This window comes from Pedobacter sp. UYP24, assembly GCF_054057295.1.
This window is the reverse complement of sequence record NZ_JBSRZD010000006.1, coordinates 139,629-166,022: the sequence shown is the minus strand read 5'-3', so window position 1 is coordinate 166,022 and position 26,394 is coordinate 139,629. Positions and strand designations below refer to the sequence as shown.

The following is a 26,394-nucleotide window of genomic DNA, read 5'->3' as shown; positions in this document are numbered from 1 at the left end:
AAAAATGTAATAATAACTTTTATAATTAACAAGTATTTATTTAAGAGCTTGGAAAGATATCAAGACAATAGCTTTCCACGTTAACATAACTTATTAAAAGGTTAACTAGATAGCCAAACTTCATTAAATACTTCATTCCTTTATTGTGCCAAATAATTGTGATTAAACGCTAGATATAGAGAATTTTCAAATATTCAAAATAATCCGCTTTGGCGGCAAAAACGTTTAGCCCTGTAAAAGGACGCTATATTAAACTCCGTACTATGCACAATACGCAGAATAACGATATAGTAGGATATGTTGAAATAGATCTGATGACACGATGAAAATAATAGCCCCCCTTATCTTAATAACATTCCTCACCACAGTGGTGTTTGCCCAACAAAAGCCGGAAGAAAGAGGTCTGAAGGATTACTATAAGAATTATTTCCCAATTGGAGTAGCAGTTACACCAGGGCAACTTAAGGATTCTGCGCAACGTGCCCTTATCTTGAAGAACTTCAATAGTATTACTGCAGAAAATGCCATGAAAATGGGACCTATTCATCCTGAGGAAGACCGCTATAATTGGCGTGATGCAGATTCTATTGTAGCATTTGCAGTGAAAAATGGCCTGAAAGTAAGGGGACACAATTTATGCTGGCATACGCAGGCTCCACGATGGATGTTTAAAGACCAGGCTGGCAATACGGTTACTAAGGAGGTTTTGCTGGAACGCCTAAAAGCACACATATTTGCCGTAGTTGGACGTTATAAGGGTAAAATTTATGCCTGGGATGTAGTTAATGAGGCCATTTCTGACAATCCGAGAGAGCTACTTCGAAACTCACTCTGGTACCAGATCTGCGGAGAGGATTACATTGCCAAAGCATTCGAGTACGCACATCAGGCAGATCCTAATGCCGTGCTGTTTTATAATGATTATAATACGGAATCGCCTGAAAAAAGAGAAAGGGTATTCCAATTGTTAAAAAAGTTGAAATATGCAGGCGTTCCGGTACATGCGGTAGGGCTGCAAGGGCATTGGTCGATTAATAATCCCAGCGAAGCCTCTTTGAATGCAACCATTGAGCGTTTCGCTTCACTAGGAATTAAAGTGCAGGTTACCGAACTTGACATGTCCATTTACACTGATGGCAATATTGCTGAGCAGGCTGGAGATACCGAAACCAGAGGCTTTACACTTGATCGCGAAAATAGGCAGCAAGTGCAGTATGCCAGCGTGTTCCGTATATTAAGAGCTCAAAAAGGATTGATTACCGGAGTCACTTTCTGGAACCTGTCAGACAGGTATAGTTGGCTGGATAATTTCCCTGTGCGTGGTCGCAAAAACTTTCCGCTTTTATTTGATGAGCATTTAATGCCTAAAAAAGCCTATTGGGGCGTAATAAATTTTTAAGTTATGAGACAATCGATGCCAATAGAAACAAAAATGAAGTTTAAATTTTGTTTATCAACCCTACTTTTACTTTGCTACGGCTTGGCTTGCTTGGCTCAGCAGTCAGCCGGCACTGCACCTTCAGGATTTGATACATACATTGATGGTATTCCCCACGGCCGGATCGACACCATCAGCTATGCTTCTAAAACTGTTGGTGCCAACCGAAAAGTGGTCGTGTATTTACCCCCTGGATATAATGTGAAAAAGAAATATCCGGTGCTTTACCTGCTGCACGGAATAGGCGGAGATGAATACGAATGGCTTAACAACGGCAAACCTCAAAATATTCTGGACCAGTTGTATAATCAGAAAAAATTGAAACCTATGATCGTAGTGCTCCCTAATGGAAGGGCAATGAGCGATGACCGAGCCACAGGGAACATCATGGCTGCAGACAAGATTGAAGCATTCAGTCGTTTTGAGCATGACCTGCTGGATGACCTTATCCCATTTGTGGAGCAGAAGTATAGCGCCCTAACCAGTCGTGAAAATAGGGCCATCGCAGGATTATCAATGGGTGGCGGACAGGCATTAAATTTTGGACTTGGCAACCTGGATAAATTTGCATGGATCGGAGGGTTTTCTTCTGCACCGAATACCCACTCACCAGACGGCACATTTTTTACATAGAACCTGGACAGCATGATTTTAAGGTCTGGAAAAATGACCTATATCAATTCGCCCCATTGCTATTTAAATGACAAAAGCAAGCGTTCAAAGCTATCTTCTTTTTGACCGCAAATCCTATAAATATTTCAAAGAACTTCTTCACATGCATCACTGCTTGCTAACTTCGCGTTGTGTACTACAAATTTACCCAAATGCAGTGTACTGAAAAAGGTCATATGACATAAGTTGGTACATCATTTGACCGTTTTTGGTACCTCATTTGACATAAAAAAGGTACAAAGCAAAGATTAACAGTGCCTTGAAAATGTCGCCATTAAAACTCCCATTATAAAGAGATAACTAAACGCAGTTAAACAACTCTAGACGTGACAAACACTAGACAGGTTAGGAACTGCTTCGATACTTCTTCGATACAAAGACTATACTTCTACACTAAAAGTACTTGTTTTGTGTACAAATATGGTACAAGTATGGTCTTTGTATGGTTTTAGTGTAAAGGCTCGTCAAACTGATGAGCTGCCACGAATGGCTTTGAGTCTACAGACAAGCCCGTATCATCATTAATTTTGATTCTTGTACAATTCTTCCAGCTCTTTTAGCCTTTGAATCTGCAAGGGACGCGGATTGATAAAGGTACGTACTTTTTTAACCAGCATAAAAGCATCCTCATAGGTAAGGCCTGTTTTGAGTAGGTATGCAATAGTCATGGTTGGGCCGCGCCCAAGACCCTGTCTACAATGGATATAGACCTTGCCGCCTTTTTTTATTTCTTGGTCTGCAAAATCTGCACCCCGCATCAATACCTTAATGTCAGGGGGAGTGTTATCTACTGTAGGCAAATGCAGGTAATTGAAACCGGCGTACTGGGCTTCGCTGTAGACCGAGTGCTCCCGCATATTAATTATGGCCGTGATGCCCAAAGATTTCATTTTGCGCAAGCCGACCAAGTTGTACTGGCTGCCAAGAAAAAGGTTGGCCGTGATCTGACAGCGTTTTAGGGTAGGCATTCCCATTAGCACCCGGTAAAGATTATCGTATACTTTGTGAAAAAATATTGCGATTAGTGTGAGTATACTTTTAATTTGCGCTAACATATTAATAGACTGATTTGGTTGCCAGGATAAGAATTGAAGCGGGAACGATGGTAATGGTGATCTGGTCTGCGGTCTCTTCATGGTCATCACAAATCAGACTGTGCGCCTGATCCATGCGGATCACTATCTGCTTGCATTGCCAATGAATCAGCGCTTCGGTTTCATTTTGCAGCAATGTGCTTCCGGCTACTTTAAGTACAGACAGCAAGCTGGCATCTTTCATCAGGATAACGTCCAACAGACCATCGGTAATGCTTATTCCAGGTTGCAATGAAAAATCACCAATGCCTACATGACCTGAATTGGTCACGGTTAATGAAACCCCGGTTTCCTCATACACTACTCCATCTATCTCCAAGTGATACTCCACTGGTTCAGCCAGGGCAATAGTTTTGATTGCGGTAATTCCATAAGCAAGCTGGCCAACACTGTTCTTTAGGTTGCGATCGGCGTGCAGCACCATGTCTGCCATAATGCCGATATTCACCCTCAGTAAAAAGGGCTGACCATTAAACAGACCCATGTCAATGGAATGCACTTCTTGGTCATCAGCTATAAGAAGTGCTATTGCATTTTCGGTTTCTAGTGGAATTCCCAACTCTCTGGCCATTATGTTAGCCGTACCCCCGGGAATAATTGCAAGAGGTGTCTTGCTGCCATGGAGTGCGGTTGCAACTTCAGTAACACATCCATCTCCGCCATATACGGCTATCAAGTCCGTCGTTCCGAGGAGTTCAGTAGCAATTTCACCAGCCCCCCTGTTCTTTTTGGTAACGTAAATATCCCAGTCAATACCTGTGCCCTCAAGTGCCTGGTTGATTAGTGAAAGTATAGGTGTCGGTTTGCCCGATGCCGGGTTAACAATAAAACAAATGTGTTTAAACTTCATGATGATTAACAAGTGTTGCTTAGGAGTGTCCGGGTGTATCAACAAGTTTAAGTGTGATAGGTTTATGCTAGAGGGTTAAGCTTTTGTTAAATAATCCGCTAAAGAGAAAGTCGCCTCAAAATTAATTGCGGCGACTTTCATCATCATTTTTTAGTATTTAAAATCCGTATCTCAATCCAAATTGAAATTGATAAGGATTTCCGGAAGGAACAACTATACCGGCATTGTTAACGCGATAATTGAAACTTTTTGCAACTGTATCATAGTTGTCAACTGCTGGAATTGCAGGAGTTGTAGAGGTTGCCTTTACCGCTGCTTTACCATTCAAGGCATATAATGCCTGAGTTCCTAAACTTTCATTCACTCCCCATTTTTTGTTTAGTAAGTTTGCGAAGTTGAAGATATCTCCGGAAAACTCTAACGTGTGAGATTTATACAGTTTGAACTTCTTAGCTACCCTGATATCAACGATTCCAAAAAAATTGTTTATACCACCATTACGCTGTGCAATCTGACCAGAATATTTAGTGATGTAATCTTTCAAACTTTGGCTTGCAGCAGGATTATCAAGAATAGTTTGCAATCCTGTACGCACATTTTGAGGGACACTAGCATTATTTTTATCAAAGATATATGCCAGGTCATTGGTTGCTACAAAATCACCATTGTTATTGGTTCCTGAAATTAAACTATAACGGGTTCCTCCAATTCCTGAGTAACGTACGCCGATGGTAACACCGTAGTACGTAGGAAGTGTACCATAGATTACCACTTTATTTCTGAATTGGTTATCAGAATAGGTCATATGGCTAAGGTCTCTCGGATCATCTCTTACTGGCAGCGACAAGGTAGCAGAGTTGGCTACGTTACCGTTGAAAGAAGTATTGTCCTTCGCATCATTCAAGGTGTAACTTGCAAAAATCTGCCCGTCTTTAAAATAGTTCCACGTTGCATCCAACACTACCGCAAACTGGTTCACTCTACCTTTGCTGTTTAGCTCAAGAACCCTTCCAAAGCTATTGCTGATGCGACCTGTCTTCCAATCTGCAGAACCATTGGCTGGGATCACAGGTACAAAAACGCCACGATTGTCTTCGTTTGGTAAGGTGAAAAATGGATTTGCCGCCATATTCCTGTCTACGTACATGTAGTTATTACGACCTAATGATACGTAACCAGTTATCCCCACTTTAAGCCTGTCTGTCAGGAATTTACTATAGGATAAATTTGCTTTATATACTACCGGAATCTTTGCATCTTCTGCATAGGTGTTGATTGTTGGTAATTGCGAAGCAGCTAATGTAGGAGTTGCCACTGTACCATTTCGGTAACCAGGAAAGTTAGGTGTAGGAACAGTAGCGCCGAAAACGTCTACCGTAGCCAAGTGCTTACCATCGAAAGTTAAGTTGTTAATCGTGACATAATTATTAACATCAGATCCAAATATGCCTGCTCCGAAACGGACAAAATCAGTTCTGTTCTCATTAATATCCCAGTCGAACTGAATTCTTGGCTGGATCAGCAATTGTTTCAAACTATGATCCGTTCTTACTCCCAGCTCATCTACTAGTTTTTGATTAAGTGGTGACTTTGGATATGCACTGTAGTCCAAACGAAGACCTCCTACAAAATCTAAACCCCTACCTAGCTTGGTTTGCATCTGACCATATACTGCTGTATTCCAGATCCCAGCGTTAACTGTCAAATCGTCTACCAACGGTACTTCACGATAGAACCTATTGGCAATAAGGTTGTTGAAATTGGCTAACGATGATCCAGCTGCAGAGTTTGTATATTCAAATCTTCCGTTTACCTCACTGCCGTATAATGATTTGGCATGTGTATACATTACATCCAAGCCAAATGTATACCTGATTTTATCTGTATTGTAATATAAGTTGTCAACCAATTGGAACACATTGTTGGTAAAACCTTCCTGTGCAAAGCGGTGACCACCAATTTGTATCGCAGTTGCTGCCGATGAACCATCTGACAAGATAGATTGAACGTTACCAACAATAGCTCTTGGAATTGAAAAACCAAGTTGGTCATTTTGCGTACTTGCCTGGAAGGTATACAAATGTTGAACTTTTAGCTCATTGGTAACTTTACTGTTAATTGTAGAACGCAAACTTGCAAGCAAGCTATTGTCAACGTTTTTATCATTACCGTAACTTTCATAAAAGTTTATGGCAGTGTTGTCCGCTAAACCAAGCGGATTTCTATCATTCGTATAGTTATCACGAATGGTCAACAAGTGCATGTTGTTAATCTGCCAGTCGATACGTGCGAAGGCTGCATCACTGCCGCGTTTTTTATTAAAGCTGCCATATTGCGGCGTATTGGCTACACCATATTTTGCTCTAGCGATGTTCAGGAATTTCGCTAAGGTGTCATTGGTAATTCTAAACCTGGCTTCATCAGCTGCACCATTAATATCGGCAATGATGAGCGGGCGTGAGTCTTTCTGATGATCGATTCCAACGAAGTAATGGAGCTTATCTTTAATGATCGGGCCGCCTAACGTAAACCCATACTGATAGGTTGAGAAATCGTTATTGCGCTTAATTCCTCTAATGTCATAAGGACTGGCCAACCAGTTGGCTCTGCCATACATGAAAGCGCTACCACTAACTGTATTTGTTCCAGATTTGGTTACTGCTGTGACTGAACCGCCACCAGATCTTCCAAATGTCACATCGTATTGGTTGGTTACAACTTTGAATTCCCGAACAGCCTCAATTGAGATGGAGTAGGGGGCACCACTGCGACTTGTTGTACTTCCTGATGATGTGGGGTTTTTAGCATTCATTCCGTCAATGGTATAATTTGTTGAGGAAGCTAACTGACCTGAGATGCCACTGCCACGGCTCAATGGAGAAAGATCCATTAGATTGGTAAAGTTCCGGCCGTTTACAGGCAACTGGTTCATGGTCTTGGCGCTGATCTCTGTAGAGGCTCCAAAATTTTTAACTTTGTTTTTTAAGCCTGATGCATTGACTTCAACTGCTTCGAGATTTTGAGATGCTTCCTGCATATCAACAGTAACTTTCAACACGTCGCCAAAATTTAGCGTATAGCCATTTCTGGTCTGATCACCATATCCCACAAATGCCACCTTTATTGAATAGGGGCCACCTAATGGAAGTTCTTTAAACAAAAATGTCCCTTTGGAATCTGTTGATGTTCTGGTAGTGAAACCAGTAGAGTTGTTTCTTACCACAACGGAGGCTCCGGGAATAGGTTTCTTTGTTCCATCGGAAACGACTCCAACAATTGATGCTTGTGTAGTCTGTGCGCGCACAGGATTTTTTACACAAAGGCATAATAACATAAATGCGAATAGTAGATTTTTAAGCATAGTATAAGTTTAATTTTATTTTACGAAGGTGTCGTTTTGGTATTAACTGAAATCTATTTGTTCGTTAAGAAACTATTGTTTAAAATGTTTAATTAGCGCCAAATGTTAAGGCAATATGACGGTGGCAGGAGGCGTTTGCCGCGAAATAATTAGATCTGAGAATTAAATTTAATATTGCTTTAACTTTTAGAACAAGCAGGATTGTGTACTTTGTGCTGTGAAAAAGAAACTTATACTGACACTCGTTAACGGAGGACTACTATTACTAAATGTTGCTTACGGGCAACAAAAAATAGATATACAAGGTCACCGCGGTGGCATGGCGCTTATGCCAGAAAATACGATTGCTTCCATGCTTAATGGCGTCAAGCTAGGGGTAAAAACGCTAGAGTTGGACGTAGTTATTTCTGGTGATGGAAAAGTGGTTGTGTCCCATGATGCCTATATGTCTTCAGATTTTATGCGTAAGCCTGATCATACAGATGTTACCAAAGAGGAAGAGCGTGGTTTAGTTTTGTATAAAATGACTTATGATAGTATTAGTCGTTTTGATGCAGGCAGTAAACCACATCCGCGTTTCCCTGATCAGGTAAAGATGAAAATACACAAGCCCCTGCTTAGCGATTTAATTGACAGCGTTGAAGCATACGTAAAGGCAAATAAACTCAATCCTGTTTACTATAATATTGAAACAAAAATATCCCCTGCTGGTGATGGAATTTACAACCCGGCTCCAGATGTATTTGTGAAAATGCTGATGAAAGTAATAAACAGTAAGTCTATTAAGAGTCGTATAATTATTCAGTCATTCGATGTTCGAACGCTTCAAATTCTGCACAAAATTGAACCTAAAATTAAGCTTTCCTTGTTGGCTTTTGGTAAGGAGGAAGTGCTAACTAAATTAAAGACACAGGGGCTAACGGCAGAAGATGAAAAGAAACTAAAACAGTCGCCGCTTTTCAATGGGAAAGGTGGGTTAGATGGCGACTTGCAGAAATTAGGTTTCGTGCCTGATATTTATAGCCCTAATTATATGTCAGTTGATTCAGGCATGGTAGCTAAAGTACACAAGCTTAAAATGCTGATTATGCCATGGACGGTAGATGAGGAAAAAGACATGGATGCACTAGGAAAATTGGGAGTAGATGGTCTTATCACTAATTATCCTGATAAATTAGTGAAAATGTATGGTAGTTTTCAGACCAAGTAAACATTAATTCTTCCATTTTTTCATTCAACAAGAAAACCTGAATCCAAATTTCTTTAATCTTTGTACGTATCACGTAAGTCTGTATGTCGTACAGCATATTGGAATCAATTGAGTGCCCATATTGTTAAGCGTTTGCCATCGTCAAGATTTTTCTCCAACGAAGCTTTAAATGTTTTAAAAAGTGTTTTTTCTAGGTAAAGTGAGATAGGGAAATTGTATCGGCCACTGGGTTAGACGTGCCCTATATCTATTCATATTGTTTATAACAATAATGTGAATGTTTAGTTTCTGAAATTTCTCTACGCTATTTAGACTAATTATTGTTAATTTTACCACTTCAATTTGCATCTGTTTGTTTAATACTACAAAATAGAATAATCCTACATTATGAAAAAACTACTTTTAGCTGTCATATTGTGTTGCTCGGTATCTGCATTTTCGCAAAAGAATATCTTGTTGGATCAAACTTTCTGGCAAACTAAACCCGATACAGAGGCTATAAAAGCTGAAGTAGTAAAAGGAGCAAATCCTTCACAATTGAATGGCTCAAGCTTTGATCCAGTGGTGTTGGCAATTAATGGGGAGGCACCTTTCGATGCCATTATATACCTTATTACCCAACCGGGAAATGATGTGAATAAATTAACGCACGACGGTAGAACTTACTTGCACTGGGCCGCCAGCAAGGGTAATACAGCTTTTGTTGCATATTTAATAAAAAAAGGAGCCAAGGTTGCATTAAAGGATAGCCATGGGTTTAGTCCGATGGGCTTTGCTGCCAATGCTGGTCAGCAAGATACCCGCCTGTACGATCTTTTTCTTGCTAATGGGGTTAATATTAAAACGGATTTGAGCGGTAACGGTGCAAATGCGCTATTGCTGGCTGTTGCTTCAGATAAGGAGCTAAAACTAACCGATTACTTTGTTTCCAAAGGTTTGGATTTGAATAGTAAAGATGAGGATGGGTATAATGCATTTGGTTACGCTGCCCGTTCAGGAAATGTGGAGGCATTAAAAGCATTGCTAAAGAAAGGCGTTATTGTAGATCAAAATGCAATTATTATGGCAGGTGAAGGATCTCGGAAAGGTGGCAATTCGATAGAAGTATTCCAGTACTTGGAAAGCCTTAAAATACAACCTGCTCAAATTAATAAAGAAAAGAAAAACGTGTTACACGCTTTGGTTCGCAGGCCTAAACAAGATGAAGTTATACAGCATTTTTTATCTGAGGGGGTGGATGTAAATCAGGCAGATGTGGATGGCAATACCGTATTTATGTATGCGGCTATGGCTAACCGGGATACTTCAGTATTGGGTTTGCTCTTGCCTAAAGTAAAGAACATTAATCAGGCCAATGAAAAGGGTATAACAGCTTTAGCAATGGCGGTAAACAGCAATTCTTCTGAGGTTGTTCGTTATCTGCTATCAAAAGGAGCAGATGTAAAGGCTACGGATAAGAATGGAAACAGCTTAAGTTTTTACCTTGGTCAGTCTTTTCCTGCTCAGGAAAGGCCGGGAGGCAACGGTCCTTCGGCTGCGGAAGAGTTTGATACAAAGCTAACGTTACTGCAAGAAAAAGGCCTTGATTTAAAAGTCCCACAAAAAGACGGTAGTACCTTATATCATTTGGCCGTAGTTAAAGGAAATATGATGCTATTAAAAAGACTGGAGATCTTAAATATTGATATTAACGCAAAAGACGCGGAAGGATTTACAGCTTTACACAAAGCAGCAATGGTTTCTAAAGACGATGCGATATTAAAATACCTTTTGTCTATGGGTGCCAAAAAAGACGTAAAGACTAATTTTGAGGAGACCGCTTATGATTTAGCGAGTGAAAATGAGTCTTTCACTAAATCCAATGTAAACACCACCTTTTTAAAATAATATGTACAAATTAATAAAGATCGCACTTCTTGTTCTAGTATTGCAAGTAGTTAAACAAGATGCTGTTGTAGCGCAAAGAGCTTCAAAATATAAATGCATGATTCAGATGACCAATTATATGGGCGAAGGAGCTTATATTGTGATATCACTGATTGATAGTAAGGGACAATATGAGAAAACGCTATACATATTGGGTTCGAATAAGAAGTGGTACAAGACATTGAAGGAATGGAATAAGTTGAATGCTAAGAAGCCGGCCAACATAAGTGCGGTTACAGGAGCTTCATTAACGGGTGGAGATAGAAGTGTTTCTGTAATTGAGATTGATAAGTCTAAGATAAATACGGGTTACAAACTTCGTTTTGAAACGGCTGTTGAGGATAAAGAGTATTATGTTAAAGATTTAGAAATCCCCCTCACTACGGATGCGCTTGCCACTAAGAATGAAGGAACAGGATTTATCAGGTATGTCCGTTTTAGTGCTAACTAGTCGATTCTTGTAATGATCAAATCGATATGGAGATATAGCCACCTTACCCTGGCCATATCTTCTTTTCTTTTTCTATTGCTGGCATCTGTTTCAGGGATTGTTCTTTCTTTTGAACCGGTTGTCGCACTTATAAAGCCTTATGCCGGAGCAAACCTTAATGAGCTGACGCTTGCTGAGTCTTTGCCGCTTCTTCATAAAAAATATCCGGATCTAACGGAGCTTTCCATCGAAAGAAACAAATTTGTAAGGATTAGAGGGAATGATTCTACGGGGAAAAAATTGGATGCTTACGTAGACCCAATAACAGGTGGCATATTAGGCAATGCTAAGGATCAGAATGATCTCTTTCGATGGGTAACGGCATTACATAGGTCTCTTTTTCTTCATGGATTGGGTAGGTGGTTTGTTGGCATAACCGCTTTATTACTGATCTTAATTGCGGTTTCCGGAATTGCGCTGACTATCAAGCGGCAGCGCGGGTTTAGGAGATTCTTCTCCAGGATAGCCAAAGATAGTGCTGCACAATATTACCATGTTGTTTTAGGGCGTATTTTGTTGCTGCCAATTTTCCTGGTAGCCATTACCGGTACTTATCTATCGTTGCGTACACTGGAAGTTATAAAGCCAGAAAAGAAGGAGCTCCATGTGGATTTTGATAAGATCAAAGAGATTCCTAAAAAGGATGTTCGAGATTTTAAAGTGTTGAAAGCGATAAAGCTGACTGAAGTGGAGTCTATTGAGTTCCCATTTTCTGAAGATGTAGAAGACTATTACATCATCAAACTTAAGGGCCGGCAATTCGCATTGAACCAGGTTACGGGTGATGTGTTAGCGGAGAACCGCTACCCTATGGCGCATTTGCTTGCCAATCTTAGTTTTGATCTTCACACCGGAAGGAATAGCATCCTTTTGTCTATTTTATTGGGTATTTCATCTTGTAGTATTCTATTCTTCATTTATTCTGGCTTTAACATTACCGTTAAGCGCCTATCTAATCGTGTAAAGAATAAATACAAATCGGCCGACTGTGAGTTTATTCTTTTAGTTGGATCTGAGAACGGGAGTACTCATGCGTACGTAACTGCTGTACATCAGCAACTCTTAAAGCAGGGTCGTAAATCGTACGTAACGAGCTTAAATAACTATACCCTTTTTCCAAAGGCAGAACACTTGTTGGTTTTTACTTCCACCTATGGTTTGGGCGATCCTCCTGCAAATGGAATGAAATTTTTATCGCTCCTGCAACAAAAGCCACAAGTGAAAGAGATCAATTACTCAGTTATAGGTTTTGGTTCTCATGCCTATCCTGATTTTTGCAGATTTGCATTTGATGTTAACAATTACCTGTCACAGCAGAAATGGACTACCCCTTTGGTGGATATTCATACAGTGAATGATCGCTCGCCGGCTGATTTTAAGCTGTGGACAGAAGCCTGGTCTCAGCAAAGTCATGTGCAGATCAATCCATTATCAGTTTTAGCCATTAAAAAGCCAAAGGGACTAAAGAAATTTACTGTTTTGCAGAAGACTGACTCCGGTAGGCCAGATGGTACTTTTCAGCTTACCCTAAAATCATTAGGTAAGCAGTCGATTAGATCTGGAGATCTTTTGGCAATTTATCCTGAAAATGATCACAGGGAAAGGCTTTATTCTATTGGTGTAGTTAACGGTGCAATTCAATTGAGTGTTAGACTTCATCCTGAGGGGCTTGGGTCAACTTATCTTCATCAACTTCAGCCAAATGGGTTACTAAAGGCAAAAGTGGTAGCCAACCCGCACTTTTATTTCCCTCAAAAGGCAGCTAAGGTAATTATGATTTCTAACGGAACAGGTATTGCGCCTTTTCTTGGAATGATTGATCAAAATATTAACCACACTTCTTGTCATTTATATTGTGGATTTAGAGAAGCCGCGTCTTATTTGCCATTTGAACAATTGTTGAATGACAGTCTCCGCACAGATAAAGTAAGTACATTAAACATAGCCTATTCAAGAGAAGGCGAAAAGCAATATGTGAGCGACCTGATAAAAAGAGATGCAGATCTAATTTTTAATACGCTAAAAGAGGGAGGAGTGATCATGATATGTGGCTCACTATCTATGCAAAAGGATGTTTCTATACTACTGGAAGAGATCTGCGATAAAGAAGGTGGGGAGAATTTATCCTTTTACCAGTCCCACGGGCAGGTACTGCTGGATTGTTATTAAACCTTACATACGTTTAATACGGTGTTTCTTCAAATTAATATCCTCACTTGAAGAGATTACACCTTGGTCAGTAATCATAATATAGCTATAGTTAGGGTATTTTTTTAACAGGTTTATTCCGTCTGTTTTTCCCAGTACCATTGTTGATGTGCTAAGCCCATTGGCTACTTCGGCACTGGGGCCAATAACCGTAACGCTGCATAATCCTGTAGCTGGGTATCCCGTGATGGGATTGATAATGTGCGAATAGCGCTTTCCATTAAAGGTTACAAATTTTCTATAACTACCTGAGGTAACCACTGCGCTTTTAGTTAAGGGGATAACTGCAAAAATTTGATCTTCTTTAAGTGGATTTGTTATTCCAATGGTCCAGTATTTTCCATTTGGTTGTTTACCCCATGTACTCATATCTCCCGATGCATTCACGATACCAGCATTAATCCCCTTTGCCAACATCATTTCCCGGCACTTGTCTGCTGCATAGCCCTCGCCCAGCGCACCAAAGCCAAGCTTCATTCCTTTCAATTTTAAGAAAATAGTGGAGGCAGCACTGTCCAGAATGATGTTTTTGTAACCCACTTTTTCAACAGATCTTTTAACAGCTTCCTCGGTTGGCATTGCCGTCATAGACCCATCAAACTTCCAAATCTTATCCATTGCCGCAAAGCTGATGTCAAATGCTCCATTTGTAATCTTAGACAATTGAAGTGCCCGCTTTGTTAATGTAAAAAGCTCTTTATCAACCTTAAACGGGGCGATGCCCGCATTTCTATTCACGTTAGATACCTGTGAATTGGCTTTCCAGTCGGAGATAAGGTTTTCTATCCTGCTGATTTCTTTAATTACAGAATCTATGTTGCTTTCTGCCAAAAGGCTATCTTTTGCCACAATGGTAATGTCAAACCTGCCGCCCATAAGCAAGGTAGTACGCTTGCGCAATACCTGTGCATTTACATGCAAAGCCGACAAGATAAGTATCAGACAAAAAAATCCTTTCATTGGGGGTAAATGATAATATAATAGCTGGCTAAGATACGATCAAATTCAGTAGAAGGACACCAATCAGGCCAATTACTGCGACCAGGGTTTCCATTACAGACCAGGATAAGATGGTTTGTTTAATGGTTAAGTTGAAATATTCTTTAAACATCCAAAAGCCGGGGTCATTTACATGGGAGAACATCAGACTACCTGCTCCAATTGATAGCACCATTAGGCTTGGGTTGCTATGCGATTGCAGAAGTACTGGCGCCATAATTCCTGCTGCTGTAAGGCCGGCAACTGTGGCCGAGCCTACGCTCACTCTAATGAGTGCGGCAATTAACCAGCCCAAAAATAAAGGATCTACGTTTAATGTGTTCAACGATGCTGCAATTTGATTGCTTACCCCACTATCAATAAGGACTTGTTTTAAACCCCCAGATCCTGCAATAATTAATAGGATCATAGCGATATCTTTGACTGCTACACCGTAAATAACCATGATGTCTTTGACGCTTTTACCCATATTAACCCCCAAAGTATACGTAGTAACCAGAAGTGTGATCAGCATTACAATGGTAGGCTCAGAGAGAAAGCCAATTATATCTTTTAAATTTTGATTGGGCTTTGCTAGTCCGTATAGTGTTGCTCCGCCAAGAAGTATAACCGGTAATAATGCAGAAAGAAAACTATTGGTCGCCCCGGGTAATTGGTTGTCCGGTAGGTCTTCTGATTGAAATGCTTTTAAAGGAACGGATACCATATTTTTTAATGTTCTGGCATATATTGGGCCTGCCAATACAATTGCAGGTATCGCTAAAGCTATCCCATAAAATAAGGTGAGGCCCATATTAGCATGAAATTGCAAGACCAATGCAGATGGAGACGGGTGGGGTGGAAGAAATCCATGGGTAACAGATAGTGCCGCCAGCATGGGTAATCCGATATAAACTGCTGGTAATTTATATTTGTAAACCACAGAGAATATCAAGGGCACCATCAATACAAAACCAACATTATAGAATAGAGGTATGCCCACAATAAACCCTGTAAATACCATTCCCCATACGATGTATTTTGTGCCAAAGAGGTTCATCATTACCGCAGCAATCTTTTGGGCCGCACCGCTTTCTGCCACCAACTTACCTAACATGGCACCAAAAACGATGATAGATACCAACGACCCCATGATATCGCCCATGCCTTTCTGTACAGAAGCGGTAACTTCTTTTATTGGAATGCCAAGCAGCAAGCCACAGGTTAAGGAAACAATTAGGAATGCAATAAAAGGATTAAACCGCGCCCAACTTATAAGTAATACCAATAGAATGATGCAGGTTACAATAATTAGTATGGTCATTACACACTATTTTATCATAATTTTCTTTCCTTCTTTAGCAGATAGTCTGGCGGCCTCCAGTATTTTAACCACAATCAAGTTGTTTTCAAGTGACGATAAATCATTTTCCGGCTTAATTTCATTTCTTAAAACTGCGGCCAGATAGTCAAGGTGACTGCTGTAAGATTTTGCTAAGGGCTTCGCTTTTATTAAACTATAGTCAGCACTGTTGGTTGACTTAATCCGAAGTGTGTTTGAGTTTACCGCTTGTATATACCCCGTTTGGCCAAATAGTTCCATGTCCTTTATGTTAAAAGGCCAATTCCAGGAGGCTTCAATTATTCCAGTGGCATTTGCATACTCTACTAAAATAGTAGCATCATCATCTACCTTTGGATAAACTTTTGGCTTAATTCTTTTTGTAATAGCAGTAACAGAAATTGGTGTTGCACCATCCATTAACCATGTCATGAGGTTTGCTCCATAGCAACCAAAATCAACAATTGCACCCCCACCATTTTTTACAGGATCAGTTAGCCAGCTCAAAAATTCTTTACTTACCCCAATCTCCTTTGGTCCTTGGTGGCCGTCATGAAAAATCATTTTTCTTAATTCGCCAATTGCCTTGTCCTGCTTAACCCGGGTATAGGCTTCCTGGTTGCTATCGTACCAGGTGGTTTCATAGTTGGTAAGCAATTTGATTTTGTATTGTTTTGCCAATGCTGCCATTCTTAATGCATGTTTTACAGATACGGCTAAAGGTTTTTCAACCATTACCGATATCCCAAGTGGGGCAGCTACTTCAACAACAGCCAGGTGGTCTTCAATGGCATTAAATGCCAGTACTACATCAGGTTTTTTAACTTTTAGTAAGTCAGTTAAATTATTGAAGAATATAGAGTCAGGCAGCTTTGCCCGATCTTTAAAACGTTTGATCAGGTCTTTGTTGTCTTCTGCAATCCCAATGATGTTCACTTCGCCTTTCACGTAGCTATTCATAATTAGGTTAACATGATCGTGACTCAAACCTGCCAGTGCAACATTTAATTTAGTTTGGGCTGTTGCATTTTCATAAATTCCATGGCTAAGGAACATAAAGATAAATACAGCAGCAATATTTTTAAAGTTGAAGGTTTTAGTCATTTTTTGTATAGTTATATATTTTTGCAAAAGCAATTTAGTGATTAACAGCGACAAAACAAGCTGCTGCATAAATATGTTCTGCCCACTAGCCTAAAGAAAAACATCTTCTGCACCGGGGTTCATAACTGTCTTTTTCGCCCAATAATATCTTAGCTTCACTGGCTACTTTCCGGAAAGAATAAGTTGCAGGAGATCCACATTTAACACAAACAGCATTCACTTTTGTAACTAGTTCTGCTATAGCCATTAATGCGGGTACCGGGCCGAATGGCTTTCCTGAAAAATCCATATCCAGACCGGCAACAATAACACGAATCCCTTTCTGCGCCAACTTGTTACATACATCGGGCAGATCTTCGTCAAAAAATTGAGCCTCATCAATACCAACTACCTGGGTGTCTGCCTTTAACAATAAGATCTCAGACGACGTTTCTACAGGCATGGACTGAATGGAGTTAAAGTCGTGAGACACTACAGCCTTCTCGTCATACCTGGTATCTGTTTTTGGCTTAAAGATCTCTACTTTCAACTTTGCTATTTCAGCGCGCTTTATTCTTCTTAAGAGTTCTTCCGTTTTACCAGAAAACATAGAGCCGCAAATTACTTCTATGCTACCGCAAAACTCTCCTCGCCTATAAATTTGTTCACTGAATAACATGTTTGTTGCCTGGTTATAGGCTGCTAATATCGAAATTTTGTGTTATTTTTGAGAGGCAAGTTACCAACATAAAAGATCAATTTTTTCGTTATAAAGCTATGGTTAACCAAAGTAACATCTTCAAAAAAATAGGGTATATATTAAATGAACTACAGGATCAGTACGAATTTTTGTCGGAAAACCCTGATCAGCTGAGTGAATTGGAGTTAGAGTTGTTTCTGGCAAATGCTAACTTTCTGTCGGATCATGTTCAAATTGTAAAAAAGCTGAATAGTAATCAACCATTAAAGGAACTTCCCCCGCCTGTGGAGCAGAAAATAGCTGCAAAACCTGTAGAAGAAGTTTTTGCAATGCCTTCAGCAACAGTACCAACTCCTGTTGAAGTATTCCCGACACCTGTTGAACCAGTTCCAATACATGTTGAAGCTGTTAAGCCATTTCAAATAGCCTTTTCAGAAGAAACTCATAGCCTGGCTGAAGAAACTCCTGCGGTAGTGGAAGAAGTTCCTGAAATTACGGAACAAGCTAATGAAGAGGCGAAAGAAGCCAATATGGAAAGGGTTAGACCTTCATCAGTAAACGACGACATCTTTAAATTTGATGATACGCCTGCTACCTTTGAATTTATTATAGAAGCTAATAAATTCAAAGCGCCCGTTGAACTGGAAGAAGTTTTAGCGGATAACCACCATGAAGGGGTGGTTGATTACTTTAAGGATAATGAGCAGGAAGCTGATAAGCTTGACGATATCGATATCAACACTGCTGAAGAAATAGTTAGCCCAACTGCAGTGCCTAAAGGCATTATAGAAGATGAAGTAGGACCAGAGCCATTCCTGGTGTCGCCTGCTACGCCTAAACCAACAATAAACGAACTGCTGGCAGGTCATAAGACTGCAAATATTAATGAAGACAATAGTAGTCCGGTGATCACCGATCTTAAAAAAGCTGTAAACTTAAATGAGAAGCTGCTTTATATAAAAGATCTATTCAATGGCTACAACCTGGCTTATTCAGAAGCAATTGACATCCTGAACAAACTTCCTGATTTTAAAGCGGCAGATGCCTTCCTTAAAAATAATTATGCGGTTAAAAACAATTGGGATGCGAAACAGGTAACCGTAGAAAAGTTTTATGATCTTCTAAAACAACGTTTCCCGGGCGATTAAATAAAGCCCATCCGGTTTGAATCAAGCTTCAGAAAGATAAACAGCAACACGGTAAAGCTCCACAAAGAGGAGCCCCCGTAACTGATAAACGGTAGGGGTATGCCAATTACCGGCACTATTCCAATTGCCATTCCTATATTGATAAATACGTGGAAGAATAAAATACAGGCCACACAATAACCGTATACACGGGAAAAAGTGGATCGCTGTCGCTCAGCGAGATTTATCAACCGGATCAAGAGAAAAACATAGAGGCCAATCACTACAAAACAGCCAATAAATCCCCATTCCTCTCCAATCGTTGAAAATATAAAATCAGTACTTTGAGCCGGTACATATCCATATTTTGTCTGCGTACCTTGTAAAAACCCCCTACCTGTAATCTGGCCAGAACCGATTGCTATCTTAGACTGGATCACATTATATCCTTGCCCCTGTGGGTCTATCTTTAAACCCAGAATTAATTCTATACGGTTTCGCTGATGTGGCTTAAGTATCTTTTCGTAAGTGAGTTTAACAAGGAATAAATAAGCGATCGCAATGATCGTAACCAGAATAGCAGAGAACATGATCTTTTGTTTTCTCCTGTTTTGGTAGACAAACAATGAGCCGATTGCCAGAATTACCGGAATGAGTATTTGTATCGGAACCAAAAAATCGGCAATAAAGAGCACGATCATTCCTAGAAAGATGAGCAGAAAGTAGCCAGATAATCCCTCTCTATACATTGGAAACATAAAGGCAAGAAATACAAGCGCTGAGCCAGTGTCTGGTTGCAGCTGTATGAGTAAGAGTGGAAAACCAATGATCAGCCCAGCAAAAAGAATTGATTTAAAATCTCTGAATTTAGGATTGAAAGTACTGACGTACCTCGCCAGCAAAAGCGATGTGCCAAATTTGGCGAATTCTGATGGCTGAAGTTTAAATCCACCGCCAATGGAAATCCAGGCTTGATTTCCGGCGACACTTTTACCTACAATAAGTACCACAACCAGCAGTAAAGCGGTAATGCCATAAATAATAGGGGAGAACACACTGAAGAACTTTGCATCAAGCAACAGGATAGAAAAGCCAATTACCAAAGCGGCAATAATATACAGGAGTTGCTTGCCATAGCTACTGCCAAAATTAAAGGCGGCAGATTCTGATGTATTGAAAACAGAAGCGTAGATGTTAACAAATCCTACCCCGCACAGCGCTATAAAAATCAAGATGCTAATCCAGTCTACGTTAAAAAAGAACCTGCTATTTTGTTGATTGTTCATTTTTTAATATGGGTAATTTGATGGAATCAATTGGCTTAGGTTTTAGCTTTATTTTTGGCTTAATTGGAGGAGGGAGAACTGACTCGTTTTTCATCAGTTCCACTTTTGCCAGCTTATTGGTAGCTATACTGTCTTTTAAATATTTTTCCGTAATATAACTGGCAATAGGTGCGGCATAAGCACTACCATAGCCGGCATTTTCTACAATAACAGCAATGGCTATTTTCGGGTTATCTCTTGGCGCAAATCCAATAAATACAGAGTGATTCTTGCCACGCGGGTTTTGTACAGTACCTGTTTTTCCGCACATGATGATGTTCGCTATTCTTGATTCAACAGCAGTACCCCAGGATGCATTTACGGCATCCTGCATTCCATCAATCACAGGTTCAAAATGCCGTGCATCAATTCCAACGTAATTCTTTTTTACATATTCATTCCTGATTACCCTATCCTTGCCTATTGCTTTTACCAGGTGCGGCTTAATGTAATAACCCCTGTTTGCAATTACAGACATGATATTGGCCATTTGAAGTGGTGTTGCATCCATTTCACCTTGTCCAATAGCCAATGATATCACTGTAGTGTAGCCCCAATATTTACTGTATTTCTTTGAATAATAAGATTCATCATAAAGCCTTCCTGTTCTTTCACCCGGAAGATCTACACCTAAAGTATCACCCAAGCCCCATAGCTTTACCTTTTTCTGCCAATCAGCATAAGCCGCTTGCTGATTCTTATACTTTTTCTGAGTCAGCAATTTCTGAAATACATAACAGGCATAAGTATTACAGGATCTGGCCAGGCCCCTTCTAAGTGCAACATCACCGTCAATATGCTCACATTTTACCCAATGATTACCTGCCCTGAAACCACCGGGACAATTAAAAGTAGTGTTTGGATCAATTACGCCTTCCTGTAAACCAATTAATGCATCCAACGGTTTAAAAGCAGATCCAGGAGAATAGTATCCCTGAATAGGCCTGATGTTAAATGGACGGTATGGCTCCGCTAAAATCTTCATGTAGTTATTGCCAGATTGCCGGCCTACCATGTCATTTGGATTATAACCCGGACTACTCACAAAAGCTAAAATCTCTCCGGTAGCAGGTTCTATGGCTACAATACTGCCTATTTTATTGTGCATTAGTTGCTCGCCCAATTTCTGTAGCCTGATGTCCAGTGAAGAGATCAGCTGCTCGCCTGAAACAGCCGAAGTATCAAATTTTCCTTCAGCATAACTCCCTTTAGGTACGTTATGTGCATCATACAGCATGTTTACCACACCTCTTTCGCCCCGCAATACCTTTTCGTAAGAACGCTCTACACCAGATTTGCCAATATAATCTCCTGATCTGTAATACCCTTCAGATTTCTCTATATCGGTCGGTGTTACTTCCTTTATATAGCCTAAAAACTGACTGGCAATGCTATCCGGGTATTGTCTTATCGTTCTGCTCTGTACAAAAAAGCCTGGAAACTGCGCAAGCTGCTCAGACAAACTCTGGTAAATCTCTATAGAAAGTTGCTTTTCAATCGGCCCTGGCTGATATCGGGAGAGTCGCCTGGCTTTTCTCATGTTCTTGCCAAACTTAGCAGTATCAACCTCTATAATCTTACAAAGGGCAACGGTATCAAATGGTTTAACATCATTAGGGATAGCCATCAAGTCATATACCAATTCGTTTTGAACCAATACATTGTCGTTTCTATCCCTAATAACCCCGCGTGCTGGGTACGTGTAAATCCTTTTTAGCACATTACTTTTTGCAGATATAAAATACTTGTCGCTAAAAACCTGAATGTAAAACAGTGTTCCAAGCAAGATCAATGCAACTACAAGGAAGAGGCCTTGTATAATATACTTTCGGTTAAACAGACTATCCATTACCTCGCCTTCCTGTTGTAAAAGATAAATTCAATTAACAACACAATGAAGAGGGTAAAGACGCTGCTCAATAAACTTCTAACAATGGTATAAGTAATTTCAGTTAGTCTGAATGTTTCTAAAAGGAATAGTATGATGTGATGTGAAAATATACATAGAGATGCATACAGCAGAAACCATTTAAAGCCCATGTTCCCCAAGGTAGGTTCTGGCTCGTCAAAGTTATCTCGATTGACAGAAACTGATATAAAAAGAATCCTTACAAATACCAAAACTACACATGCTGCGGTATGAACGCCATAGGTGTCATAAAAAGCATCAATAGTTAGTCCGGTAATAAAGGCAATAAGGTAAAGTAAGAGATTGGGAGTGCTAAACGGCAGTAATAAAAGAAACAGTACGTAAATAAAAGGATTGGCTAAATTATAGAAGCTCATATTCCTCAACAGAAGAATCTGAAATAAAAGAAGGATAAACCACCTTATCATGTTTATAATTACCAGTCTACTGTTCATCAGGCACTTTAGCTTCTAATACTTGTTTTTCTTTTGCAAACTTATCTTTAATTATATACACATACTGTAATGCACTAAAATCGTTAAATAGGATTACTTCAATCAGTTTAAAGTTGTCTCCTTTAGATATTCCTGTATTGCTAACTTTTCCAACCGGTATGCCAGTAGGGAAAGAAGAGAAATTGGAGGTAATCACGGTATCACCCAGGCTTAGCTTAAAGTGGTTGGGGATATCCTTGATGTAGGCCTTCCTATAATCAAAGTTCCCATCGCCCCAAATTAATGATCCAACTGCCTTATTCTTCTTAATGTTTACACTGATGTAGGTGTCTTTATGAAGCAACGACCTGATGGTAGCAAAGTGTTCTGACACATCTCTTATGTATCCAACTATACCTTTTCCTGGAGAAATGACAGGCATACCGCTCGTAATTCCATCCACCGTACCACGGTTAATGGTTATAATATTGTTGCGTAAGACAATAGAATTCTTAACTACCCTTGCAGATAGGTAAGTATATTGAGGAACACCAGAGGTATCTCTTAAGGTAATGTCTTTAGCCGTATCAATATTCTGTAAAGCGAGTACCTGGGTTTTAAGCAGGGCGTTCTCCCTGGCCAAACTGTCGTTAACAGTACCGAGGTTCAAATACCGATTAACTACGTTTAAATTGGTATAGGCATCGCCAACTATTTTATTGGTGCTGTTTACAGTAACGCTGTGCTGGTAAGCATTGTTCTTAATCGTCAGTACAATACCTATTGTAAAAAAGATGATAAAGAAAAAGAATGCGTTGTATCTGTTTAAAAAAATCCAAAGGTTACGCATCCCGGCTTACAGATTAAGGTGAAATGTTACGATTTGAATACTTTCATGCCTGATGCAAATAGTTACTGCATTAGGAATTTAAAAGTGCCTATGTTTTTTAATGCGATACCAGTTCCACGAACTACAGCACGAAGTGGATCTTCAGCTACATGTACAGGAAGCTTAGTTTTTGCAGCCACACGTTTATCCAATCCTCTTAATAATGCACCACCTCCAGTTAAATAAATGCCAGTTTGATAAATATCTGCAGAAAGTTCTGGTGGAGTGATCTCCAATGCTTTTAAAATAGCTTCTTCAATTTTAGAAATAGACTTATCAAGACAATGCGCTATTTCGGTATAAGAAACAGTAATTTGCTTTGGAACACCTGTCATCAAATCTCTTCCCTGTACTGCAAAATCAGCAGGAGGATCAGCCAGTTCAGGCAAAGCAGCACCCACTTCAATTTTAATCTTTTCAGCGGTACGGTCGCCAATCATAATGTTGTGTTGCCTGCGGATGTAATTCACAATATCAGAATCAAAGTTATCTCCTGCTACGCGAATAGATTGATCGCAAACGATACCAGATAAAGCAATAACAGCAATTTCTGTTGTTCCTCCACCAATATCAATGATCATGTTACCCATCGGCTCTTCTACGTCAATTCCGATACCTACAGCAGCTGCCATAGGCTCATGAATCAAGTACACTTCTTTAGCTCCGGCTATCTCTGCAGAATCCCTAACCGCACGTTTTTCTACCTCTGTAATGCCAGAAGGGATACAAATGACCATTCTAAGTGAAGGGAACATCCATCCTTTACCACCGTTTAGCATGCGTATCATACCTTTTATCATTGCTTCTGCGGCGTTGAAATCAGCAATAACACCATCCTTTAGCGGCCTTACCGTTCGTATATTGTCGTGGGTTTTACCCTCCATTTGCATGGCCTGTCTGCCAATTGCTATAATTTTGTTGGTTTGCCTGTCGAACGCAACAATAGACGGCTCATCAACAACTACTTTATCATTATGTATGATCAGGGTGTTTGCGGTACCTAAGTCAATCGCAACTTCCTGTGTGAACCAATTAAATAAACCCATTTATAGGTGATAATTAAATTTTAAAAATTCTATATACTATAGTAATGTAAAACTACGGCTTTTTATTGTATTTGACTGTAAATAATTAGTGTTTAAAATGTCTGATACCTGTAGTTACCATAGCAATTCCCTTTTCATTTGCCATATTTATAGAATCAGCATCTTTAATAGAGCCACCCGGCTGTAAAACAGCCGTAATACCTGCTTCAGCAGCTATTTCTACACAATCAGGGAATGGGAAAAAAGCATCAGAAGCCATTACTGAACCTTTTAAATCAAATTTAAAAGCATCTGCCTTAACAATTGCCTGCTTTAAAGCATCAACCCTTGAAGTTTGGCCAACCCCACTTGATAAAAGCTGATTGTTTTTCACAAAAACAATGGTGTTGGACTTGGTATGTTTTACAATTTTGTTAGCAAAGTGCAGGTCTTTCAGTTCTTGTGCGGTAGGTGTTTTGGTGGTAACGGCTGTCATTTGATCCGGACCTTCAATAATCAAATCCTTATCCTGTTCTATTACGCCGTTTAACAACGTTTTAAATTGCTTTGTGCTTAGCGCTACCTCATTTCTTTGTAAGATGACCCTGTTCTTTTTACCTCGGAAAAGCTCAACAGCCTCTGCCTGGTAGGATGGAGCAATAAGCACTTCAAAAAACAGTTTATTGATCTCTGTTGCAGTAGCAAGGTCAACTTCCCTGTTCGCAATTAATACTCCGCCAAAAGCAGATACCGGATCGCAGGCAAGGGCAATGTTCCATGCTTCAAGAATCCTTGGGTTAGAGGCTACACCGCAAGCATTGGTATGCTTTAATATCGCAAATGTAGGTTCTTCAAATTCATCAATCAGCGCTACAGCTGCATCTACATCTACCAGGTTGTTGTAAGACAGTTCTTTGCCGTTAAGCTTGGTAAACATTTGATCAAGATCACCATAGAATACGCCTTTTTGATGAGGGTTTTCTCCATATCTTAAAGTTTGAGATTTGCTAATGCTTTGTTTAAATACGGTTAAAGGTTCTTCCGTGTTGAAGTAATTAAAGATAGCCGTATCATAATTGGATGAAGTATGGAAAGCTGTTTTTGCATAAGCTTTACGCTGTTGTAAAGTAGTTTCTCCATTTTGGTTAGCCAGTTGCTCAGCTAAATTCGCGTAATCATCTTTAGAAGCGATAATTACTACGTCATTAAAGTTTTTTGCAGCAGCCCTGATCAGGGATATACCACCAATATCAATCTTTTCTATGATTTCTACTTCAGAACCGCCTGCTCTCAATGTTTCTTCAAAAGGGTATAAATCCACAATAACCAGGTCAATTTCAGGGATTTCGTATTCGGCAATCTGACTTTGATCAGAAGATAATCCTCTGCGGTTTAAAATGCCGCCAAATACTTTAGGGTGTAATGTTTTTACTCTGCCGCCCAATATTGAAGGATATCCGGTAAGGTCTTCCACCGCCGTTACAGGCAAACCCAGGTCTTTGATAAACTGTTCCGTACCTCCGGTAGAGAAAAGCTGCACACCTTGCTGAGCAAGTAAACGAACTAGTGGCTCAAGGCCATCCTTGTAATAAACTGAAATTAAAGCGTTTTTGATCTTAATTGATTGGCTCATCAGAGAAAAATTTTGAGCCGCAAAAGTAGTTATTTTTTTATCTTTTTTATAATGGATTCTACAACACGGGGATAATGAAGATGCTCCAGTTGCTGACCTTTAAATTTAATCATTTCCAGGTTGTCTCCCTTATCAATTTTATATTTAGCCTGATATATAAATTCACCTTCATCATAATTTGCATCCACATAATGAATGGTTATTCCACCTTCGGGTTCATTGGCAGCCATTACTGCTTTGTGGACAAAATCTCCGTACATTCCCTTGCCGCCAAATTTAGGCAATATGGCAGGATGGATGTTGATGATCCGCCCCGGGTATTCATCAATCAGATTTTTTGGGATAAGCCATAAAAATCCAGCAAGAATGATTAGGTCTATATCCAGGTTTTTCAGCAGGTCAATAATATGATCAGTATGATAGAATTCATTCCGGTCGAATATATGTGAAGGAATCTCAAAGTTATCTGCGCGTTGTAATACGTATGCATCAGGATTATTGGTTAACACAAGAGCAACCTCAGCCTCTTTGTCGTGTTTAAAGTGTTCCATCAATTTTTGGGCATTGGAGCCAGAACCCGAAGCAAAAATAGCAATGTGTTTTTTCATATAGTGGTTTTTAACCGTTAAGCTTGTTACCTTTCGGGTATACACTCCTTTGTTAGATGTGGTTCAAAAATAACATTTTAAGCTTTTAAAGA

At 39.8% G+C, this 26,394-nt stretch carries 21 protein-coding genes; 7 read left to right on the top strand and 14 right to left on the bottom strand.

Annotated elements, in window-relative coordinates; genetic code table 11:
* Positions 1–322: 322 nt before the first annotated feature.
* Positions 323–1,399: an endo-1,4-beta-xylanase gene (locus ACVWYN_RS12625; protein WP_457289224.1), complete on the top strand. Its 1,077-nt coding sequence runs from the start codon at positions 323–325 to the stop codon at positions 1,397–1,399.
* Positions 1,400–1,432: 33 nt separating this feature from the next.
* Entirely contained in the window at positions 1,433–2,071 is a 639-nt protein-coding gene (locus ACVWYN_RS12620) for an alpha/beta hydrolase (RefSeq protein ID WP_457289223.1), read from the top strand.
* A gap of 560 nt (positions 2,072–2,631) precedes the next feature.
* On the opposite strand, the gene ACVWYN_RS12615 is transcribed toward ACVWYN_RS12620, so the two are convergent.
* The 3 genes from ACVWYN_RS12615 to ACVWYN_RS12605 form a co-directional block, all read right to left on the bottom strand.
* Entirely contained in the window at positions 2,632–3,165 is a 534-nt protein-coding gene (locus tag ACVWYN_RS12615) for a protein-tyrosine phosphatase family protein (protein ID WP_457289222.1), read from the bottom strand.
* A gap of 1 nt (position 3,166) precedes the next feature.
* Complete coding sequence (locus tag ACVWYN_RS12610; RefSeq protein ID WP_457289221.1) at positions 3,167–4,054, bottom strand: diacylglycerol/lipid kinase family protein; 888 nt, start codon at positions 4,052–4,054, stop codon at positions 3,167–3,169.
* A gap of 157 nt (positions 4,055–4,211) precedes the next feature.
* The gene (locus tag ACVWYN_RS12605; protein ID WP_457289220.1) at positions 4,212–7,415 is read right to left on the bottom strand and encodes an outer membrane beta-barrel protein; all 3,204 of its coding nucleotides are present in this window, start codon (positions 7,413–7,415) and stop codon (positions 4,212–4,214) included.
* Between the two features lie 217 nt (positions 7,416–7,632).
* On the opposite strand from ACVWYN_RS12605, the gene ACVWYN_RS12600 reads away from it, so the two are divergent.
* The 4 genes from ACVWYN_RS12600 (at position 7,633) to ACVWYN_RS12585 (ending at position 13,210) form a co-directional block, all read left to right on the top strand.
* Positions 7,633–8,625: a glycerophosphodiester phosphodiesterase family protein gene (locus ACVWYN_RS12600; RefSeq protein ID WP_457289219.1), complete on the top strand. Its 993-nt coding sequence runs from the start codon at positions 7,633–7,635 to the stop codon at positions 8,623–8,625.
* 387 nt (positions 8,626–9,012) lie between these two features.
* Positions 9,013–10,512, top strand: a complete 1,500-nt coding sequence (locus ACVWYN_RS12595; RefSeq protein ID WP_457289218.1) for an ankyrin repeat domain-containing protein — start codon at positions 9,013–9,015, stop codon at positions 10,510–10,512.
* Position 10,513: 1 nt separating this feature from the next.
* Positions 10,514–11,002, top strand: coding sequence for a DUF2271 domain-containing protein (locus ACVWYN_RS12590; RefSeq protein WP_457289217.1), 489 nt, complete (start codon positions 10,514–10,516; stop codon positions 11,000–11,002).
* A 12-nt stretch (positions 11,003–11,014) separates the two neighbouring features.
* Positions 11,015–13,210 (top strand): PepSY domain-containing protein, encoded by a 2,196-nt coding sequence (locus ACVWYN_RS12585; protein ID WP_457289216.1) that lies wholly within the window; start codon positions 11,015–11,017, stop codon positions 13,208–13,210.
* Between the two features lie 3 nt (positions 13,211–13,213).
* Here the strand turns inward: ACVWYN_RS12585 and ACVWYN_RS12580 are convergent, their stop codons facing one another.
* The 4 genes from ACVWYN_RS12580 to ACVWYN_RS12565 all read right to left on the bottom strand — a co-directional run bounded on the left by ACVWYN_RS12580 (position 13,214) and on the right by ACVWYN_RS12565 (position 17,331).
* Positions 13,214–14,209: an FAD:protein FMN transferase gene (locus ACVWYN_RS12580; protein WP_457289215.1), complete on the bottom strand. Its 996-nt coding sequence runs from the start codon at positions 14,207–14,209 to the stop codon at positions 13,214–13,216.
* Positions 14,210–14,237: 28 nt separating this feature from the next.
* Positions 14,238–15,551, bottom strand: coding sequence for a gluconate:H+ symporter (locus ACVWYN_RS12575; RefSeq protein ID WP_457289214.1), 1,314 nt, complete (start codon positions 15,549–15,551; stop codon positions 14,238–14,240).
* Positions 15,552–15,557: 6 nt separating this feature from the next.
* Complete coding sequence (locus ACVWYN_RS12570) at positions 15,558–16,673, bottom strand: Gfo/Idh/MocA family protein (protein WP_457289213.1); 1,116 nt, start codon at positions 16,671–16,673, stop codon at positions 15,558–15,560.
* 85 nt (positions 16,674–16,758) lie between these two features.
* Complete coding sequence (locus tag ACVWYN_RS12565; RefSeq protein ID WP_457289212.1) at positions 16,759–17,331, bottom strand: thymidine kinase; 573 nt, start codon at positions 17,329–17,331, stop codon at positions 16,759–16,761.
* A 98-nt stretch (positions 17,332–17,429) separates the two neighbouring features.
* On the opposite strand from ACVWYN_RS12565, the gene ACVWYN_RS12560 reads away from it, so the two are divergent.
* Positions 17,430–18,500 (top strand): hypothetical protein, encoded by a 1,071-nt coding sequence (locus tag ACVWYN_RS12560; protein WP_457289211.1) that lies wholly within the window; start codon positions 17,430–17,432, stop codon positions 18,498–18,500.
* Here ACVWYN_RS12560 and rodA read toward each other — a convergent pair.
* From rodA to purN, 7 genes are all read right to left on the bottom strand, one after another.
* A complete protein-coding gene (gene rodA / locus ACVWYN_RS12555) occupies positions 18,497–19,765 on the bottom strand; it encodes a rod shape-determining protein RodA (protein ID WP_457289210.1) in 1,269 nt (422 codons plus the stop codon). The two genes, ACVWYN_RS12560 and rodA, sit on opposite strands and share 4 nt — an antisense overlap.
* A complete protein-coding gene (mrdA, locus tag ACVWYN_RS12550) occupies positions 19,746–21,653 on the bottom strand; it encodes a penicillin-binding protein 2 (protein WP_457289209.1) in 1,908 nt (635 codons plus the stop codon). Before mrdA ends, rodA begins: the two co-directional genes overlap by 20 nt.
* A complete protein-coding gene (locus ACVWYN_RS12545) occupies positions 21,653–22,090 on the bottom strand; it encodes a rod shape-determining protein MreD (protein ID WP_457289208.1) in 438 nt (145 codons plus the stop codon). The genes mrdA and ACVWYN_RS12545 overlap by 1 nt, the downstream gene beginning before the upstream one ends.
* Positions 22,091–22,157: 67 nt before the next feature.
* Positions 22,158–22,997, bottom strand: coding sequence for a rod shape-determining protein MreC (gene mreC, locus ACVWYN_RS12540; RefSeq protein ID WP_457289207.1), 840 nt, complete (start codon positions 22,995–22,997; stop codon positions 22,158–22,160).
* Between the two features lie 62 nt (positions 22,998–23,059).
* Positions 23,060–24,082 carry a rod shape-determining protein gene (locus ACVWYN_RS12535; RefSeq protein WP_457289206.1) on the bottom strand — a complete coding sequence of 341 codons (1,023 nt, stop codon included), beginning with the start codon at positions 24,080–24,082 and terminating at the stop codon, positions 23,060–23,062.
* Positions 24,083–24,167: 85 nt separating this feature from the next.
* Positions 24,168–25,694, bottom strand: a complete 1,527-nt coding sequence (gene purH / locus ACVWYN_RS12530) for a bifunctional phosphoribosylaminoimidazolecarboxamide formyltransferase/IMP cyclohydrolase (protein WP_457289205.1) — start codon at positions 25,692–25,694, stop codon at positions 24,168–24,170.
* Positions 25,695–25,723: 29 nt separating this feature from the next.
* Positions 25,724–26,302 carry a phosphoribosylglycinamide formyltransferase gene (purN, locus tag ACVWYN_RS12525; RefSeq protein ID WP_457289204.1) on the bottom strand — a complete coding sequence of 193 codons (579 nt, stop codon included), beginning with the start codon at positions 26,300–26,302 and terminating at the stop codon, positions 25,724–25,726.
* Positions 26,303–26,394: the final 92 nt, after the last annotated feature.